Here is a 17,871-nt window from a genome sequence, read left to right as displayed (position 1 = left end):
CCCTCCTTAGCGATACATCAATGGATATGGCAATTCATCTAGATCTGCTTGCTCCCGGAGTATCTCTAATGCAGAAATTTCGTCCGTCCCAGGAGCCTCGAATACATACATCATCAATACTTCAATAGCTCGTTTGTAAGGATTATCTTCCGTAAGATTTGATAGTATCCGATTAATGGCGAAAGCAACCCTTCGTGAAAGTTTGTTGAATTTTTCATCTTCCGGGGCAACCGCTAATAATTCTAACAGCATTGGAATGTAATCCGCCAATTCCTTTCCAACTGTCTCGAATCCTTCTTCAAAAATAAGTTTTTGCAATTCGATTAGGGCAAAACCGCGTTTTCTGCTGTCCCCTAACTCGTGGGCCGTTAAGTACAGGTTGGTTTTGTCCTTATAATCGAAGGTTAATACATATAACTCCTGTAACTCCTTTAAAGGCATCTCGTAAAGAGGATGAAGCCTCTCCACTACCTCCCTTTGTATTTCTTCTGTTGAAATTGCTTCTTGAATAAAGGATACAACAGTCGTTCGTTCATTTAAAAACGTTTCCTCTGGGTAATCCATCATCCGAGCCAAGATGGCTAGAATGGCCTTTTTTTCATTCATTATGCATTTTCACTTCTTTCAAATGGGTAGGTTGTCATTCCTTCAGGTGGTGCTAGGTCTTCAATGCTGCATGCTCCCTGTTTATAATGCAAATCATCGTCCATTTCACGGCGGCCTGTTGGAATCACAAATCGTTCATTGTATTTGGCAACTGCAAGCAACCTAGCCATATCTTCTAGTTCTTCCTTTGTCGTGCTTGCTTCATCTATCAATTTCGTCATTTTCTGCGGATCCACCCCGCCTACTGTTTTGGACCGCATATAAACTCTCATAGCTGCCATTTTGAGCAGAACCCTTCGGATGACAGTGGTATCATCTGCAGTTAATAGCGAAGCTAAATATTCCATTGGAATTCTCATTTGGTCCACAGCAGGAATATAACCTTCTGCACTTAAATCCTGTTCATTGGTGATATGATTCATGATCGGGCTAAGTGGAGGCACATACCATACCATTGGCATGGTTCGATACTCCGGATGCAGAGGCAATGCAATTTTCCACTTAATCGCCATTTTATAAACCGGTGATTCTTGTGCACTTTGGATCCAATTATAATTGATGCCTTGTTCCTGAGCTTTTTCAATTACTTCCGGATCAAACGGATCGAGGAAGACGGAAAGCTGGGATTCATACAGATCTTTTGGATCTTCAACGGAGGCAGCCTCTTTGACTCGGTCTGCATCATATAAAACTACTCCAATATAACGAATCCTTCCCACACAGGTTTCCGAACAAACCGTGGGCAGCCCTGCTTCTGTACGCGGATAGCAAAAATTACATTTTTCCGCTTTATGTGTATTCCAGTTATAGTACACCTTATGATAAGGACACCCATTCATGCAAAAACGCCAACCCCGGCATGAATCTTGGTCTACCAATACTATCCCGTCTTCATCTCTCTTATATAAGGCACCTGAAGGACATGAAGCGACACAGGACGGATTTAAGCAATGCTCACAAATCCGCGGCAGGTACATCATAAACGTCTTTTCATATTCAGTTTTGATATGCTCTTGAAGTTTTCGAACATTCGGGTCATTTGGGACGGATTCGCTGCCACCGGCTAAATCATCATCCCAATTGGGACCCCATACGGGTTTATCGATATAGTTTCCTGTAACCATCGACCGAGGACGAGCAACCGGAATACTCTCCCCTTTTTTTCGTTTATGAAGATGTTGAAAATCATATGTCCACGGTTCATAAAATTCGTTTAGGTCTGCCATGTTCGGATTGTAAAAAATATTTGCAAGCTTTGAAAGGGGCCCGCCGGCTCTTAAATGCAATTTCCCATTTCGGAGGACCCAACCGCCTTTATAGCGGTCGGTGTTCTCCCATTCTTTTGGATAGCCCACACCAGGTCTGGTTTCAACATTATTAAACCAGACATATTCCATTCCCGGCCGGTTTGTCCAAACATTTTTACAAGTGACAGAACAAGTATGGCAGCCAATACACTTATCAAGGTGCATAACCATCGCCACTTGTGCTTTAATCCTCAAGCCAATCGACCTCCTTCAACGGTCGGATAATTGTCATCGTATCCCTTTGACTCCCGGTTGGTCCGTAATAGTTAAATCCATAGCTTAATTGTGAATATCCGCCAATCATATGGGTCGCTTTTGGCACAATTCTTGTGACACTATTATGAGTTCCTCCGCGATTTCTGTTAATGGTGTTTCCCGGAACTCCCATATGACGGTCTTGTGCGTGGTACATATAAACCGCTCCTCTTGGCATCCGGTACGTTAACACGGCTCTTGCCACCACAACCCCATTACGGTTATACATTTCAATCCAGTCATTATCTTTAATCCCAATCGAAGCCGCATCTTCTTCATTCATCCAAACTACCTGCCAGCCGCGGAATAACTGAACCATATTATTCGTGTCCGTAAACATGGTATGAATCCCCCATTTTTGGTGAGGTGTCATATAACGCAGCGTAATCGATTTACCGTTGTTTTCGACTTCTTTTTCTCCTTTAATAAAAGCCCCTTTGTTAATTGGAGGGATGTATAAAGGAAAGCCCTCTCCAAAATCAAGCATGACTTCATGATCGAGATAAAAACTTTGTCTCCCTGTAAGGGTATGCCAAGGAATATTAAATTCTTTATTAACCGTAAATGGAGAGTACCTGCGATTATCATTTTCCAATCCACTCCAGACAGGTGTAGAGATTGCTGGCCTTGGCTGGACGGTTAAGGCATCTAAGGTATAATCCTCTTCCTCGCGTCCTTCAGAGATGTGCTTCAGTTTTTTTCCTGTCTTTTCCTCCATCGATTTCCAGCCTTCAACCGCCCTTTTCCCATTCGTCGCTCCTGACATTAAAAGAATCGCGTTGATCGCTTTTTTATCAGAATAAAGATCAGGAAAACCTTTTCCAATGCCAATATGTTTGGAAGGTCCAAGCCGGTCGAGTAATTCTTTATAAACTTTATCTCCAGGGATTTTCACCCCTTTTGTACCGTAACCATTTTTAATATTCGGTCCAACGGTAATCCACATATCATAGACATTTGGATAATCCCGTTTAACGAATTTAAAGTTAGGAAGGGTTTTACCCGGAATCGCCTGGACTTCCCCTTTTCGCCAGTCCATTACCTTTCCGAAAGGCTGAGCGATTTCATTAATCGTATCGTGTGCCAGTGGTGACAGGACGAGATCTTCCTGGGCCGGGAGGTGTTTCTTGGCCAGCTCAGAAAAGGTTTTAGCAATTTCTCTGAAAGCATCCCAATCACTTCTCGTCTCCCATGGAGAAGTGATCGCTGCATTAAACGGATGTACAAATGGATGTAAATCGGTACTGCTAATGTCGTACTTTTCATACCAGGTAGCCGCCGGTAAAATGACATCGGAGAAAAGCCCTGAACTAGTCATTCTGAAATCCATGCTGACAAACAGATCCGTTTTCCCTTCAGGGGGCGTTTCGGAAAGCTTAATATCCTCAGGCTGCCAGGAGCTTTCAGTATCTCCTAAAACAGAATCCTTTGAGCCGATTAAATGTTTGACAAAATACTCATGACCCTTTCCGCTATCACCTAATAGATTGGAGCGCCAATTGAAAAAGACACGTGGGAAGTTCCGAGGGTCATTTGGATTTTCAATCGCAAAATCCAGTTTCCCCTCAACTAGTTGTTTCGTAATATCTTTGATTACCGCTTGGTCATCGTTATTGTGTGACCGGGCATTTTTCACTACATCTAATGAATTTTGCGATAGTTGAGGGAAGCTTGGCAGCCATCCTAATCGAGCAGAGAGCGCATTGAAATCAGCAGGGTGCATATTCGAATATTGACTGCCCCATTCTGTTTCACTTTCCCCTTTTACATACTCATAGCGGAATTGTTCGGTGGCAAAATAAAAAAAGGAAGTTCCATTCATAAATCTTGGAGCTTTCACCCAATCATTCGCAAATGCAATTTGTGAAAAACCTTCTAATGGGCGCACCTTTTCCTGCCCGACATAATGTGCCCAGCCTCCGCCGTTGACCCCTTGTGAACCCGTTAACAGCACAAGGTTTAAGATCGATCGATAAATCTGATCACTATGATACCAATGATTCGTGCCACCACCCATGGCAATCATCGATTTCCCTTTTGTTAACGCAGCATTTTCTGCAAATTCTCTGGCAACTTGAATGACATGTGCCCGGTTGACACCCGTAATGCTCTCTTGCCATGCAGGTGTATAGGGTCTTTGTTCATCATTATAATCCGATGGGTATTCACCTTTTAACCCTCGATTGATTCCAGTATGGGCCAACATCAAATCATAAACAGTTGTAATGATTAATTCGTTCCCAGATTTGTCTTTTATTTTTTTAATAGGGACTTCGCGTATAACCAATCCGCCTTCTTTTTCGCCAAAGTACGGAAATTCAACCATGACTCTTTCTTCAGAATCCTCTAAAAAACTCATTCTTGGATTAATATTGTATAAATCTAAATTCCACTGATTTCCTTTATCCCACCGAAATCCTTCGCTGCCGTTTGGAATTGCAAAATTATCGGTAGTTTCATCCCAAACAACAGTTTTCCAATCACCAAGCTCCTCTTGGTCAGAAAGATCTGATGCCCGTAAGAAACGGTCAGAGCGGTAATTTTCGTTCTTTTTGTTCAACGTAATTAAAAAAGGTAAATCTGTATATTGTTTGGCATACTCCAAAAAGTAAGGAGTTTCTTTATCCACATAAAATTCCTTTAAAATCACATGGGTCATGGCCATCGCAAGTGCCCCATCGGTTCCTTCTTTCGCCGGTAACCACAAATCTGCAAACTTTTCATATTCCGCATAGTCTGGGCTAACACCAACAACTTTTGTTCCGTTGTATCTGGACTCGACCATAAAATGGGCATCTGGTGTTCTGGTTTGAGGAATATTCGTTCCCCAAATAATAAAATATTTCGTGTTATACCAATCTCCACTCTCCGGTACATCTGTTTGGTCGCCCCAAACCTGTGGAGAAGCAGGCGGCAGGTCAGCATACCAATCATAAAAGCTTAAAATAGTCCCACCAATTAACGATAGAAATCTTGTTCCACCAGAATAGCTAACCATCGACATCGCCGGTATTGGACTGAATCCGACAATTCGGTCGGGACCATATTTTTTAATCGTATAAATACTTGCGGCAGCAATCATTTCACAAATCTCTTTCCATGTTCCCCTGACAAACCCGCCCTTGCCACGTGCTTTTACGTATTGTTCACGTTTTTCGGGATTCGAAACGATATTTTCCCACGCCTGTACAGGGTTTTCTGCTTTGCCCAATTCTTCTTTCCATAAAGCATAGAGATCTCCGCGGATATAGGGATGCTTTACCCGTGTTGGACTATATGTATACCAGGAGAAGCTGGCACCACGCGGACATCCTCTTGGTTCATATTCAGGAAAATCATCACCCGTTGATGGGTAGTCGGTTTGTTGGGTTTCCCACGTGATAATGCCGTCTTTCACATGGATTTTCCAACTGCACGAGCCTGTACAATTCACTCCGTGAGTGGACCGGACTACCTTATCATGACCCCAACGGCCACGGTAAGCCGATTCCCAATCACGCGACCGCGGGTTTTCCTCTGTCCATCCATCATTAATGCGCTCCCCTCGGACAAGATGCTTAAGTGAATGAAGCAAATTATTTTTATGCTGTTCCATCGAGACCATCTCTCCCTTTCAATCGATCTCTTAACGGGTTAAATTTTTCACCCAATAATCGAAAAGAGTCTCTACCTTCATTAAATTCTTCCAAAAAAACATCCCAATTTGCTGCATTTGCAGCTGATAGAATGAGTCGTTGCAGCGCATTCATATCAACAATTCCGTAAATGTCCTCTATCATTTCACCAGGAATAGATCCGAATCTCATCCGCAGCACAGCAATTAAATCTTCTCGGTCATCAACGAGTAGGGCATCATCTTGAAATGAAAACAAACGACTTTCAACTCCTTAGGGCTTTATCATTTTATAGTAATCTGCAATTAACAAAGACTTACATTGATCTGCAGCTCTTTCAAAAAATTGGGTCACCTCTTCATCAGGTTCTGCCACCTGTTTAAAGGTGAAATGTTGTGTGACGAATTGAGAAAAATCAGTAGAATACTTTAATGAAACCTCATACCCATTCTCTTCCTTTAAAGCGGTAGCATGTACATCATAGGGATGTAGATGATAGGTTGAAAAAATTCCGACCATTTTGGTATATAATGTTGGTGCCGCATAACGTAATAATTTTTCTTCAAGCAATATCTTCACCTTTTTCCATAACTTTCTTGTCGTAGCTTTCGTTTTTTGTTAGTAGTTTATTCATTTCATCTTCATTATGAATGGAGTCCACGATAATTAAGGAATCAAGTAAAGAGATCATTCTGTAATCAATCTCATCCTGAATCAGCAGGTTCCTCATTTGTTCTACGATTCTACGCATAAGGTCATGATCACGAGTGAGCTGGGTGATAAGCTGGCGTAAATAAGGCTTCTCCTCTGCCATTTCCTTATATAACCCTTCTTCTTCGGATTCTGCATGCTGTAATGTCCGCGATTCCCAATGTTCAATGGTTACCTCTGTAACTTTTAGGGCTTTTTCGATTTGTTCCTCTTTAAGGCATTTATTCAATAAAGCACGTAGTTCTTTTGCCTCATTTAATGCTGACTCATGAATGGAAGTATGGGCATCCTGTTTTCTTAAACTAGGTCCTGACAATTTGATTCATCCTTTCTTTTTATATTCGATTCTTACCATTAGTAAGTTTTTCCAACCGATTTTTCTCTAATCATTCACTGCGGTAAATTCACCAATATAAAAAGGCACGAGTTTTTATAAAACTCGTGCCTTTTTATCATTATTAGTCAAATTTACTTTTTTTCCATTACCGCAAAGTATTTATTTTCACTATCTGCAAAATTGAATACTCTGCCTGTAGGCATATTTACAATTTCACCGACTGTAACGTTTTTATTTGTTAAGTCATTATGTAATTGATCGAAATTTTTCGTAAAAAACATCAAAGAAGGTGTTCCAAGATTTAATTCAGGCTGCATTTTAGCAATTAGTTCCTTATTATGGAGAACAATACTCGTCTCCGCTACATTTGTCGGGGCGATTTCAATCCATCTCATCCCTTGACCGTTATCTTGCTCCGAAATGACAGTAAACCCTACCTTTTCTGTCCAAAAATTCACTGCCTCATCTTGATTATTTACATACAACATAATTTGACCGACTGTATTAATCAACAAGATCACTCCCTTAATATTATTTAATGGAATTATACCACCTTTCTTAGATGGAAAAAAAACACTATAGTATTCTCTTTCATCCTAAAGTAATAGTGAGGAGCTATATACCTCTATCTCATTATATTGTCAAACCATTATTCACCGGGATAATGACTTCAATAATGGTTCCCTTGTTATCGCTCCAAATATGAACGCTTCCATTATGATTTTCGATAATTTGCTTCGAAATCATAATACCGAGTCCTGTTCCATTCTCTTTTGTAGTAAAAAATGGTTCCCCAATTCGTTTTAAAATATGATGCGGGATCCCCCTCCCGGTATCTTTAAAAAAGATCTTCACCTTTTCCTCACTATATTGTTTAATTTCAATTGTAATACTTCCGCCATCAGGCATTGCTTCAATCGCATTTTTTAAAAAATTGATAAAAACCTGCTTCAATTGGTTCTTATCACAATTAATGGTTAGATCCTTACATTCATTCACAATTTTTATCAAAATATTATTCATAATGGCATGCGTGTCAATTAATGTTTTCACATCATTGATTAATGACTGTATATTCTCAATTTCAAATTTCAAATCTTGTGGTTTGGCGAGAACCAATAACTCGCTGAGGATTAGTTCAATTCTTTCCATCTCAGATTGAATGATTTCAAAGTACGTCTTATTCTTAACCTGCGCCTCCATTAGCTGGAGAAATCCTTTTATGGCAGTAAGAGGATTTCGAACCTCATGAGCGATTCCAGCAGCTAACTGTCCCGCGATCGTTAATTTTTCCGAATTCCGCAAGAGTTCCTGTGTCTTTTTCTTTTCAGTAACATCCCGAATAATAATATGCTGAGCTGACTGCTTTTGAAAAAAGGTAGGAATGCCTTTTACTTCCCCATCAAAGGTACTTCCATCAAAACGGATGATTTGATAGGGTTTAAATTCGGTTCTATTCCCGTCCATAATACTTTTGATTCTTTTTTTCGCTTCCTGATGGTCCTCTGGATGGATGAAGTCTAAGATGGATCTCGAAATGAAGTTCTCCATGCGTTCAGGTCCTAATAAATCAATACCTGTTTCATTTATAAAAAGGATTTTCTCATTCTTGGCGATAATCACCGCATCTGGTGAATGCTCTACTAAATCCCGAAAGGCTCTTTTCCTGCTCCATAATTCTTCTTCTGCCTGCTTTCTCTCCGTTATATCCCGGATCACACTGACGATTTCAATGATATTTTTTGTATCATGGTCCACGATGGGATTACATATCGATTCAATCCAAACAAAACTGCCGTCTTTTTTGACGTACCGATATGAGTCTCTGCTGTCTTCAAGCAATGTAAGTACTTTTTCACGTTCCTTAAAAGCCTTTTCCTTGTCTTCAGGGTGTAACAATAACGAGAAATGTTGACCAATGATTTCATCCGCCTCATACCCAAGTATTTTTTCACAGGAAGGAGATACATAATGAATTTTTCCCATTATATTTGTAGTTAGGATGATATCTAGAACATGCTCGGTCAAGACACGGTGAAATTCTTCTATTCTTCTAACCTCAGATTTTTTCTTTTTTACTTGGGTTATATCTTTCAGGGATGCACAAACTCCAACCACTTTATCATCGGCAGATATAGGTATATTGGTTATATTTAAATCAATCAATTTCTCTTGTTTCGTGATCATTACACAATCAAAGTTTTGGACCTGACCGAATGAAGCTTTATGAAAATAGTGAAAAACCATATCCAAACTTTCAATCGGAAACAGCTTTTGCAGCTTCAATTCAATCGATTCTGCGAAAGTATAGAGTAATAGTTTTTCAAAGGCAGGATTTACTTGGACAATATGGCCTTCTAAATCAAAAATGACAATTGCATCCTCATTCTCTTTAAACAAGGTTTGGTTACTGGTCATTTTTTCGGTTACATGGTTTATTAATAATTGCCTCTTTTCGCTTTTGATTGCTTCCATGGGACTGCTCATCTCTCTCTACCAGTTCCTTTCCCTGTTTTTAAATAAAAAAGCCAAGATGAGTAAAATCCCCATCTTGGCTTGTGTTTAGCTCTTTTGTCTAACTCACTACCGCCTTTATGCTGTTGGTGTTAAGATGAGCACGATGGCGCTCTTATCTAGATTAAAATCCCAATCCACAAAAATATCATTTACTTTTGTTTTGAGAATCGTTTCAAAATGATTGCTATTATGTAATAATCTTTTTTCAAGATTGCGTTTAGCAAGTCTTAAAGTTTCTGAACTCCCTAATCGAATTAATTCCCTTTCGATGGATACGAGTATCCCTTTTCGTATGATCACCAATGTTCTTTGGTTTAAAAGGAACGATTCCACTTCCTCTGGCTCTCTTTGAGCCTGAAGACTGATTCTTTTAATTTCTTCGTGAAGCAGCTCTTTTCCTACAAATAAATCATTAATGGTTTCACCAGGTTCTGTTGAAGAAGTATTTATGCCAACGAAGACACCACTTTTATTGTGAAGTCCCCAATCATAATAAAATTCCTTTATTTCCATCCCGGTTAAAATTTTAATATAGGCCTTAAACTCAGGAATGAGTGTTTGCATTAACATATCTCTTGTCTTTTGAACAATCGCTTCCTGATCTTGTGCTAACAAAACATTTTCAGATGGAGTAAGGAAGTTTCGTAAATATACCGTCAATATCGACTGATTATAGGAAACAAATACCGATTCAGGTCCTTTTCCGAAATTTTCACGTAAAGATCTTCCAATATAACTTGCCAACTCCATTTGTACCTGTTTGTTTTCCAAACCTGCTCATCCTTTATAAAGATAAAAGCTTTATTTCTTTTATCCTAATTTTTATTTTATATTTCCAAATCTTGAAGTTCAATACTACTTATTTACTATAAACTATCTTAAATTTCCGACCTAACCCTTTTTTGCAATATACCTCTTAATGCGATCCCCACGATTAATCCAGGAATTACACATAGTATAGGTAACCAAACTGGCCCAAGTAATTCTCCAAATAATTTAAAGTTTGAGGAATAAATACACCCTACCGTTACAAAATATGCTGTCATTACAAATGGGAAAAACGAATGTTTATCCGTTCCTCCCCCAGCATCTCTAAAGGAATCCCACATAGCAAAGAAGTACAGACAGGGGTAAAACAACAACCATTGATAATCTGCTTGAGCAATTGCATTTTCGATGTCACCATGAAAACTTAATCTAATAATTTCGTTAAAATGAGCTTTTACGTTTACGATAAATTCTAAAACTATAAAAAGGAGTCCTTTTAGGTATTTGCCATTAATTAATTGCCCAAAGCCCGGTAAGGCAATACTCCAAAATAACGCTTCTTTCGGATTCGCCACATTCTTCTAACCCCTTGCAATTTCTTTTCGATTTGGTGCTAAAGGTGGTTTTTCAAGCCAGCCATTTTTGATATTACTATTTGATATTACTATCTCCCTCAACCTCCTAAAATATGTAAATAAATAAAGGATAATGTTTACCGATAGAGGGAGTCACTCTCCTTAAAATCCAAAGAGAATAAAATTATTTTTCATGATAATTCTAAACCAAAAAACGGAATAAGGGGATACCTGATGGATTTACAGCCAATGGATGGCATGATACCAATAAATTTAAGTACATTCGAACTCGACGAGACCCACCCTTTACCAACAGTTGGAATGGCGAAACTTTGGGCTACATACATGGGGGAACAGAAGGTCCAGCCAAACTTCCGCCAAAAGCACGTGAAATCCAATTCAAGAAAAAAAGGCCCATTCAGGCCTTTTTCTAATTTGAATATCTATGGGTGTTCAATTAATAAAAGCAAACTGCTCCAATGATGATTAAAAGAATAAATAATACAACGATTAAAGCAAAGCCGCCGCCTGCTCCAAACCCACCATATCCATAACCGCAGCAGCCTCCAAATCCACCGCCGAAACCACCGTATCCAAACATATTTATTCCACCTTTCTTTAATTTTTATTTTTTAATAAAAGCCGCCGTATCCTCCGCCGATAAACGACGCTCCAATTATAATAAGAAGGATAAACAATACAACGATCAATGCGAAACCTCCACCAGCACCTGCACCATCCATTACTAAGACCTCCCTTCTTTAACTCCATATATACTATGCAAACGTCATGATTTTGGCAGGGCTTGTTTATTTTGGTGTTTATCTCTCGCTGAAAATGAAATAAAGCGGGGAGGATCCCCGCTTAGGTTGTCGAGAAAGGATATTTTTCTTGGCAATTTTATTTTTTGCTAGATCTAAATACAAATTTTAATTGATAGTCCCTACAAAAGGGCCTGTTGATTTCCGCTCAGGTCACTCGCTTTCCGCGGGGAGGTCCTGAAGCCTCCTCGGCGCTTGCGCCTGTGGGGTCTCCAGTGACCTCTTTATCCCGCAGGAGTCGAGTGCCCTCCGCTCCAATCAACAGGAGGGGCAAAATCAATTATTAATTTGCTATATATTCGCCAGTCTCTACCTTTACTTTGTTTATTTGTGCTTGCTTTTAAATGGGTTGATTCCGCAAATAAAACAAGTCACCCAACTATATTGTCTATCAAAAATATCCCAAAAAGATACCCAATATACATATCTTAAAAAGAAAAAGGGGATTAGTTGCGGCCATTATCCTCATTATAATAAGGATGAACATTTTCAAGAAGAATCGAAAAATCAATATTATTTGCAATTAAGACTAGAAGAGGGTCATTTGAAACTAATTCATCATAGTTACAAATTCATACTCACTTTGAGTAACCTATATTAGCTTAAACATTAAATCCACTTATTTTAGACACTTAAGGAGTTTAAATCTTTATTGAATGCACCTGTTGATTGGAGCGGAAGGCACGAAGACTCCTCGGAAATGCTATCGCATTTCCTTCGTGCGTGGGTGGTTTCGAGGAGCATTCAATGTCCTGCGGGAGTACGGGGCTGGGGAGACCCCGCAGGAGCGAAGCGACGAGGAGGCTCCCCGGCACGCCCGAGAACCGCTTGTGCCTGGAGCGGAAATCAACAGACTTGTGGCACAGTTAAAACATTATAATTAATTAACGCAGTGAATTGTTAAAGAGAGCAAACAAAATAAAGGCTATCGAAAGATTTTCGACAGCCTGAGCGGGGAGCATCCCCGCTTTATCAATCATTAAAATTTAGTATGATAGTTTTCGATTTCCCATGTGTGGACTGCTGTACGGTAGCTATCCCATTCGGCTTTTTTCATAGAGACATATTCGTTGTAGACATGTTCACCAAGGGTATTAGCGGCAATTTCGCCAGCTTCTAATGCACTGACCGCTTCTGCCAAGCTGCCAGGAAGGCTGTCAATTCCCTTGAACGCTCTAGTTTCTTCATCCATATGGAAAATATCTTCATTAATTGGAGCAGGTACTTCTAATTCCTTCTCTACCCCGTCTAACCCTGCAGAAGCAATCACCGCAAATGTTAGGTAAGGGTTGGAAGATGGATCTGGACAACGCAGTTCTACCCGTGTGGCCAGACCTCTTTTTGCTGGGATACGAATCAATGCTGAACGGTTCGAAGTAGACCAGGCAATATAACAAGGTGCTTCATAACCAGGAACTAAGCGCTTGTAGGAGTTCACAAGCGGGTTAGTCACGGCAGTAAAACTCTTCACGTTTTCTAAAATACCTGCAATAAATTTGTATGCTTCTTCTGATAATTGTAACTCATCCGTCTCATCAAAGAAGGCATTTCCGCTTTCATTGAAGAGGGACATATTGACATGCATTCCAGAACCGTTGATTCCAAAAACTGGTTTCGGCATAAAGGTAGCGTGTAAACCAAATTTCTTCGCCACTGTTTTGACTACCCATTTGTAAGTAGTGGAAAGGTCTGCAGCCGTTAAAATATCTGCATATTTAAAATTGATTTCATGCTGCCCTTCCGCCACTTCATGGTGAGATGCTTCAATCGTAAAGCCCATCGCTTTTAAAGCACGGTAGATTTCTAAACGAACGCGCTCGCCAAGATCGTGTGGAGATGGCTCAAAATAGCCTGCTTTATCCCCAAGCTCTTGGGTAGCATATCCGTTTTCATCTGTTTTAAAAAGGAAAAATTCTAATTCCGGTCCTACTGAAATCGAGTACCCTTTTTCAGCTGCACGATCAACAGTTTTCTTCAAAACATTTCTTGTATCTCCCTCATAAGGCGTTCCATCTGGATTCTTTACCGAGCATAAGAAACGAGCTTCTGAATACCCTTCTTCAACTGTCCAAGGAAGAACTGCAAATGTATTTAGATCTGGCTGAAGATAAAGGTCGGATTTATTAATCGGTGAAAAACCTTTAATCGAAGATCCATCAAACATCATTTTTCCTTCAACTACATCCTCGAGTTGTTCTGTTGTTACGGTTACGTGCTTTAAGATCCCTTCGATATCGACAAATTGTAAATGTAATAGTTCCACAGATTTTTCTGAAATGGTTTCTTTTATTTGTTCAAGAGTTGTATCCGCAGCAGTTGTTTTTGAAATAAGCGTTTCAGTCATGTCACATTACCCCTCATTCTCATGTTATATTTCCTCACATCTAATATTTTTGATTATAGTGAAAAAATCATCCTTTGACAATATTTTTTTGAATATTTTTTGAATATTTATAGTATTTTTTTAGAAAGCGTTTTCATCTACAGTGATTAATTAAGGATTTTCAACCTTTGTTTCCAATTAATATTTTAATAAATATACAGTCGCGCGTATATAAATCATTTTAGTCTTAATTTCCTCATACTCGTAATATCTTATTTAAGGACTCTTTTTCCGCAATTTTTGTGTAATCATCATTTCAAAAAATAAGGGGGTTTCCAATGAAGGCAATCGTTTATGACCAATACGGTCCGCCAGATGTCCTTAAAGTAACGGAAGTGGATATACCAATTCCTAAGGAGAATGAGGTACTCGTAAAAATTCATGCAACATCTGTTAATTTTGGAAACTTGGTTCTTTTAAAAGGCGAACCTTTCTTAGCCCGCTTTGCCTTCGGGCTATTAAAACCAAAATACCCCATACCTGGAGGTGACATAGCAGGGCGGATTGAAGCGGTCGGAAAAAATGTTAAGAACTTTCAGCCTGGTGATGATGTATTCGGAGACTTATCAGGTTGTGGCTGGGGTGGCTTTGCAGAATATGCAGCGATCCCCGAGCAGTCAATTGCATTAAAACCAACCAATTTGTCCTTTGAAGAAGCTGCTGCAGTCCCAATGGCGGGTGTAACAGCTCTTCAGGCCATACGGAATAAAGGTAAAATACAATCAGGACAAAAGGTATTGATAAATGGCGCATCCGGTGGTGTCGGAACTTTCGCGGTACAGCTCGCCAAAGCATATGGGGCTGAGGTTACGGGTGTGTGCAGTACGAAAAACTTAGAGATTTTACGTTCGCTTGGGGCGGACCATGCAATTGATTATAAGAAGGAGGATTTTACCAAAAGCCATCAGCGTTATGACCTAATTTTGGGTGTGAACGGATCTCATCCAATAACTGCGTATAAGCGAGTCTTAACTCCAAATGGTATTTTTGTACATGTAGGTGGTTCAGGTGCTCAAATGTTTCAAGCCATGGTACTGGGACCTTTAATTTCAATGCTTGGTAAAAAGAAAATGAGTACCTTCTTACATAGGGCTAATCAACAAGATTTGATTTATTTAAAAGAACTTCTTGAAACGGGCCAAGTTAAACCTGTTCTTGATCGGTGCTATAAATTAAATGATGTGCATGACGCTTTCAGGTATTTTGCAGAAGGGCATGCTCAAGGAAAAATTGTCCTTACTGTATAAATTAAAGGTAGTTTCATTTATAAAAAATTCACACTGCAAATTCATTTGTAGTGTTTTTGTGTTTTTAACCTAGGCACTATCAAAGCGTTGATACCCTTCCCCTATTTGACCACCTAATTCTCCGGTTCCTCATTTTTCTTCTAATGAGTGGTCATAATAAAGGAATAAGTTCTTCATATATAAGGATCAGATTGGGGGAGATACTTTGAATCATACTTGGCTTTCTTTGTTTCCATTTATTATCGTCATTTCCATGTCCATTTGGCTAAAAAACATCCTGCCTGGTCTTATCCTCGGTTTACTAGTGGGGTCATTGATTTTTAAAGCTGATTTATTAGCTGGAGTCTATCAAACGGTATCCTATATTGTGACAACTTTAACCGCTGGAAATAATATTAAAATCATTGGATTTCTATATTTATTTGGCGGATTGGTTGGGATGATGAACATTTCTGGAGGTATAAAGGGCTTTTCAGAGTGGGTTGGGAATAAAATTCAAACAGAGCGCGGACTGCTGGGACTGATTTGGTTTACCCTCCTTTTTACGTTTATGATGCCGATGTTTCGAATTATGATGATTGGTCCGATTGTTAAATCTTTGATTAAAAAAATGAATTTGCCAAAGCAAAAGGTCGGACTAACGATGGATATTTCAACAGAGTCAGTGATTGTCCTTCTGCCGGTTGCTACGGCATTTGTTGGATTCATGGTGTCATTAGTTGAAAGCAGTATAGGCAAACTTCATTTAGGTATGTCCTCCTACCATGTTTTTTTGCTAAGTATTTTGTTTAATTTTTTTGCTATTGTGATGTTAGTTATCGGGATTGTCCTAACCTTCTGGACTAAAGCAGACAAATCTTCTCTTCTTAACCTAAATCAAAAGCAGTTAGATGAAGAAGCGAATGACCTACACCGGAGTGGTATTAAAAGAGAATTATCGATGGTAAAAGCCCAACCTTGGAATTTGATTTTCCCCGTCTTTTTACTTCTCGGATTATCATTATTTCTATTGTGGCAAAATGGCAGAGCTAAAGGAGCTCATACAATTTTTGAAGCTTTTTCGATGGCCGATGCGACCTTTGTAATGCTATTAGCCGTTTTCATCACCCTTGTTTTATCCTTTGTTTTTTACATAGTGAGACGACAGAAATTGGACGAAATCTTGTACCATTTTTTTGATGGTGGAAACCAAATGATGGAGGCCGTCACGTTGCTTGTTCTCATCTGGTCATTAACCTTATTGGCGGAAGATCTTGGTTTTTCAAAATTTATTAGTTCTACTTTGGGTTCCTTCTTGCCCGCCTTTTTGACCCCGGTCACGATCTTTGTGCTGGGATCAATTGTCGGTTACTTTATTGGTTCCTCCTGGGGAACATGGGGATTATTCATGCCTTTAGGAATGTCCTTAGCGGTTTCTACCGGTGCATCTATCCCATTAACCGTGGGTGCTGTTTTTGCAAGTGGAGCTTTTGGCGCTCTAACCTCACCACTAGGGGATACCACCATTACAACCGCTACCATTTTAGATATGTCACTTATCGACTATGCACGTTTTAAATTAAAGGTGGCGGCCATTGGAGGAGTCATTTCAATTGTTTTATATACGATTGGCGGCTTTTTTGTTTCTTGAGCCGTTTTTGTGAGCAGATTTTAAGGAATTAGCTAGCTTAAAATGTTGGTTATGTTGGAAAATGTTAGTATCTCACAAAAATATGACAAAATTCTTGTAACATTACTGTAATAATGACAAGTTGCATTTAAAGCACATCCTATTGGGCTTTTTCTAGATAATATTCCTTAAAAACACTATATTTCAGATTATTCCGCCAATTTCGAAATACTATCGCAATATACTTGCCATGCTTGTAATGGTTTTAACATCCTCCTGTTCTTTTTATCAGCAAAATTCATGTTAAGCTTATGAAAACTTAGCGGACAAAGAACACGGAGGGTAAAAAAATGCTAAACAAAATTAAAACATTTATGGCAGCTGTTGTACTCTCAGGTACTGTGAGTGCTAATGTACATGCTGCAACGATTACTGTACAAGAAGGAGATACACTTTCAAATCTAGCAAGTGTAAATCATACAAAAGTAGAAAACATCCGAATGTTGAATCATCTAACTTCAGATCTTATTTTTCCAGGTGAAAGATTAGAGATCGCACCTGAAAAACATTATATCGTAAAACAAGATGAAACCTTATTGGATATTGCCAAAAGGCATCATGTAAGTGTTTCACAAATTAAAGAATGGAACCATTTAATTTCGGACCTTATCCACCCTGGATTAGATTTAATCATCTTTGAGGATGTTTCTGAAACCAAATCAAAAAAGCAAGAAGCATCTGAAGTGACGAAACAAGATCAAGTGGATTCAAAAGATAAAGCAACATCACATCCTAAGAAACAGGCTGCTAAGCAAATTACCGTGAAGGCCACGGCTTATACGGCTTCATGTGAAGGATGTTCTGGAATCACAAAAACTGGAGTTAACATTAAAGCAAACCCGAATGCAAAAGTCATCGCAGTGGATCCAAATGTTATCCCTTTGGGTAGTAAGGTTTATGTTGAGGGGTTCGGTGAAGCGACAGCTGCCGATACGGGAAGTGCCATTAAAGGAAATCGGATTGATGTCTTTATTCCTTCCGAAGCAGATGCTATTGATTTTGGTGTAAAACAATTAAAAGTAACTATATTAAACTAGCAATGTAAAGGGCTTCTCCATTTT

At 39.2% G+C, this 17,871-nt stretch carries 16 protein-coding genes; 3 read left to right on the top strand and 13 right to left on the bottom strand.

Annotated elements, in window-relative coordinates; genetic code table 11:
* Positions 1–6: 6 nt before the first annotated feature.
* The 13 genes from narJ to glnA all read right to left on the bottom strand — a co-directional run bounded on the left by narJ (position 7) and on the right by glnA (position 13,855).
* Positions 7–606, bottom strand: a complete 600-nt coding sequence (narJ, locus tag RCG21_RS14730) for a nitrate reductase molybdenum cofactor assembly chaperone (protein ID WP_235824731.1) — start codon at positions 604–606, stop codon at positions 7–9.
* The gene (gene narH, locus RCG21_RS14725) at positions 606–2,108 is read right to left on the bottom strand and encodes a nitrate reductase subunit beta (protein WP_133333336.1); all 1,503 of its coding nucleotides are present in this window, start codon (positions 2,106–2,108) and stop codon (positions 606–608) included. Before narH ends, narJ begins: the two co-directional genes overlap by 1 nt.
* On the bottom strand, positions 2,098–5,763 hold the full coding sequence (locus tag RCG21_RS14720) for a nitrate reductase subunit alpha (protein WP_308913326.1): 3,666 nt from the start codon (positions 5,761–5,763) through the stop codon (positions 2,098–2,100). The genes narH and RCG21_RS14720 overlap by 11 nt, the downstream gene beginning before the upstream one ends.
* A complete protein-coding gene (locus RCG21_RS14715) occupies positions 5,750–6,040 on the bottom strand; it encodes a hypothetical protein (RefSeq protein WP_133333338.1) in 291 nt (96 codons plus the stop codon). Before RCG21_RS14715 ends, RCG21_RS14720 begins: the two co-directional genes overlap by 14 nt.
* A 15-nt stretch (positions 6,041–6,055) precedes the next feature.
* The gene (locus tag RCG21_RS14710; RefSeq protein WP_133333339.1) at positions 6,056–6,361 is read right to left on the bottom strand and encodes a hypothetical protein; all 306 of its coding nucleotides are present in this window, start codon (positions 6,359–6,361) and stop codon (positions 6,056–6,058) included.
* Positions 6,345–6,809, bottom strand: coding sequence for a hemerythrin domain-containing protein (locus RCG21_RS14705; RefSeq protein ID WP_308913325.1), 465 nt, complete (start codon positions 6,807–6,809; stop codon positions 6,345–6,347). Before RCG21_RS14705 ends, RCG21_RS14710 begins: the two co-directional genes overlap by 17 nt.
* 152 nt (positions 6,810–6,961) lie before the next feature.
* Positions 6,962–7,342: a VOC family protein gene (locus RCG21_RS14700; RefSeq protein WP_133333341.1), complete on the bottom strand. Its 381-nt coding sequence runs from the start codon at positions 7,340–7,342 to the stop codon at positions 6,962–6,964.
* A 121-nt stretch (positions 7,343–7,463) separates the two neighbouring features.
* The gene (locus tag RCG21_RS14695; RefSeq protein WP_308913324.1) at positions 7,464–9,317 is read right to left on the bottom strand and encodes a PAS domain S-box protein; all 1,854 of its coding nucleotides are present in this window, start codon (positions 9,315–9,317) and stop codon (positions 7,464–7,466) included.
* A 105-nt stretch (positions 9,318–9,422) separates the two neighbouring features.
* Positions 9,423–10,118: a Na-translocating system protein MpsC family protein gene (locus tag RCG21_RS14690; RefSeq protein ID WP_235824732.1), complete on the bottom strand. Its 696-nt coding sequence runs from the start codon at positions 10,116–10,118 to the stop codon at positions 9,423–9,425.
* 107 nt (positions 10,119–10,225) lie between these two features.
* A complete protein-coding gene (locus tag RCG21_RS14685) occupies positions 10,226–10,690 on the bottom strand; it encodes a hypothetical protein (RefSeq protein WP_133333343.1) in 465 nt (154 codons plus the stop codon).
* Positions 10,691–11,147: 457 nt separating this feature from the next.
* Positions 11,148–11,291 carry a YjcZ family sporulation protein gene (locus tag RCG21_RS14680; RefSeq protein WP_133333344.1) on the bottom strand — a complete coding sequence of 48 codons (144 nt, stop codon included), beginning with the start codon at positions 11,289–11,291 and terminating at the stop codon, positions 11,148–11,150.
* Positions 11,292–11,322: 31 nt separating this feature from the next.
* Complete coding sequence (locus RCG21_RS14675) at positions 11,323–11,433, bottom strand: YjcZ family sporulation protein (protein ID WP_081810792.1); 111 nt, start codon at positions 11,431–11,433, stop codon at positions 11,323–11,325.
* 1,057 nt (positions 11,434–12,490) lie between these two features.
* The gene (gene glnA / locus RCG21_RS14670) at positions 12,491–13,855 is read right to left on the bottom strand and encodes a type I glutamate--ammonia ligase (RefSeq protein WP_308913323.1); all 1,365 of its coding nucleotides are present in this window, start codon (positions 13,853–13,855) and stop codon (positions 12,491–12,493) included.
* A gap of 317 nt (positions 13,856–14,172) precedes the next feature.
* Between glnA and RCG21_RS14665 the strand changes: the two genes are divergently transcribed.
* The 3 genes from RCG21_RS14665 (at position 14,173) to RCG21_RS14655 (ending at position 17,847) form a co-directional block, all read left to right on the top strand.
* Complete coding sequence (locus RCG21_RS14665) at positions 14,173–15,141, top strand: NAD(P)-dependent alcohol dehydrogenase (protein WP_308913322.1); 969 nt, start codon at positions 14,173–14,175, stop codon at positions 15,139–15,141.
* Positions 15,142–15,346: 205 nt separating this feature from the next.
* Positions 15,347–16,771, top strand: a complete 1,425-nt coding sequence (locus RCG21_RS14660; protein WP_133333348.1) for a Na+/H+ antiporter NhaC family protein — start codon at positions 15,347–15,349, stop codon at positions 16,769–16,771.
* Positions 16,772–17,100: 329 nt separating this feature from the next.
* Positions 17,101–17,847 (top strand): LysM peptidoglycan-binding and 3D domain-containing protein, encoded by a 747-nt coding sequence (locus tag RCG21_RS14655; protein WP_026575435.1) that lies wholly within the window; start codon positions 17,101–17,103, stop codon positions 17,845–17,847.
* Positions 17,848–17,871 lie beyond the last annotated feature (24 nt).

This window comes from Bacillus salipaludis, assembly GCF_030938565.1.
Taxonomy (GTDB): Bacteria; Bacillota; Bacilli; order Bacillales; family Cytobacillaceae; genus Neobacillus; species Neobacillus salipaludis_A.
This window is presented reverse-complemented; position numbering and strand designations above follow the sequence as displayed.

Bases quoted from the DNA above. Each gene is read 5' to 3' on its own strand.
- RCG21_RS14655 (WP_026575435.1), top strand. From the start codon at position 17,101: ATGCTAAACAAAATTAAAACATTTATGGCAGCTGTTGTACTCTCAGGT.
- narJ (WP_235824731.1), bottom strand. From the start codon at position 606: ATGAATGAAAAAAAGGCCATTCTAGCCATCTTGGCTCGGATGATGGAT.
- RCG21_RS14675 (WP_081810792.1), bottom strand. From the start codon at position 11,433: ATGGATGGTGCAGGTGCTGGTGGAGGTTTCGCATTGATCGTTGTATTG.
- glnA (WP_308913323.1), bottom strand. From the start codon at position 13,855: ATGACTGAAACGCTTATTTCAAAAACAACTGCTGCGGATACAACTCTT.
- RCG21_RS14695 (WP_308913324.1), bottom strand. From the start codon at position 9,317: ATGAGCAGTCCCATGGAAGCAATCAAAAGCGAAAAGAGGCAATTATTA.
- RCG21_RS14720 (WP_308913326.1), bottom strand. From the start codon at position 5,763: ATGGAACAGCATAAAAATAATTTGCTTCATTCACTTAAGCATCTTGTC.
- RCG21_RS14665 (WP_308913322.1), top strand. From the start codon at position 14,173: ATGAAGGCAATCGTTTATGACCAATACGGTCCGCCAGATGTCCTTAAA.
- RCG21_RS14680 (WP_133333344.1), bottom strand. From the start codon at position 11,291: ATGTTTGGATACGGTGGTTTCGGCGGTGGATTTGGAGGCTGCTGCGGT.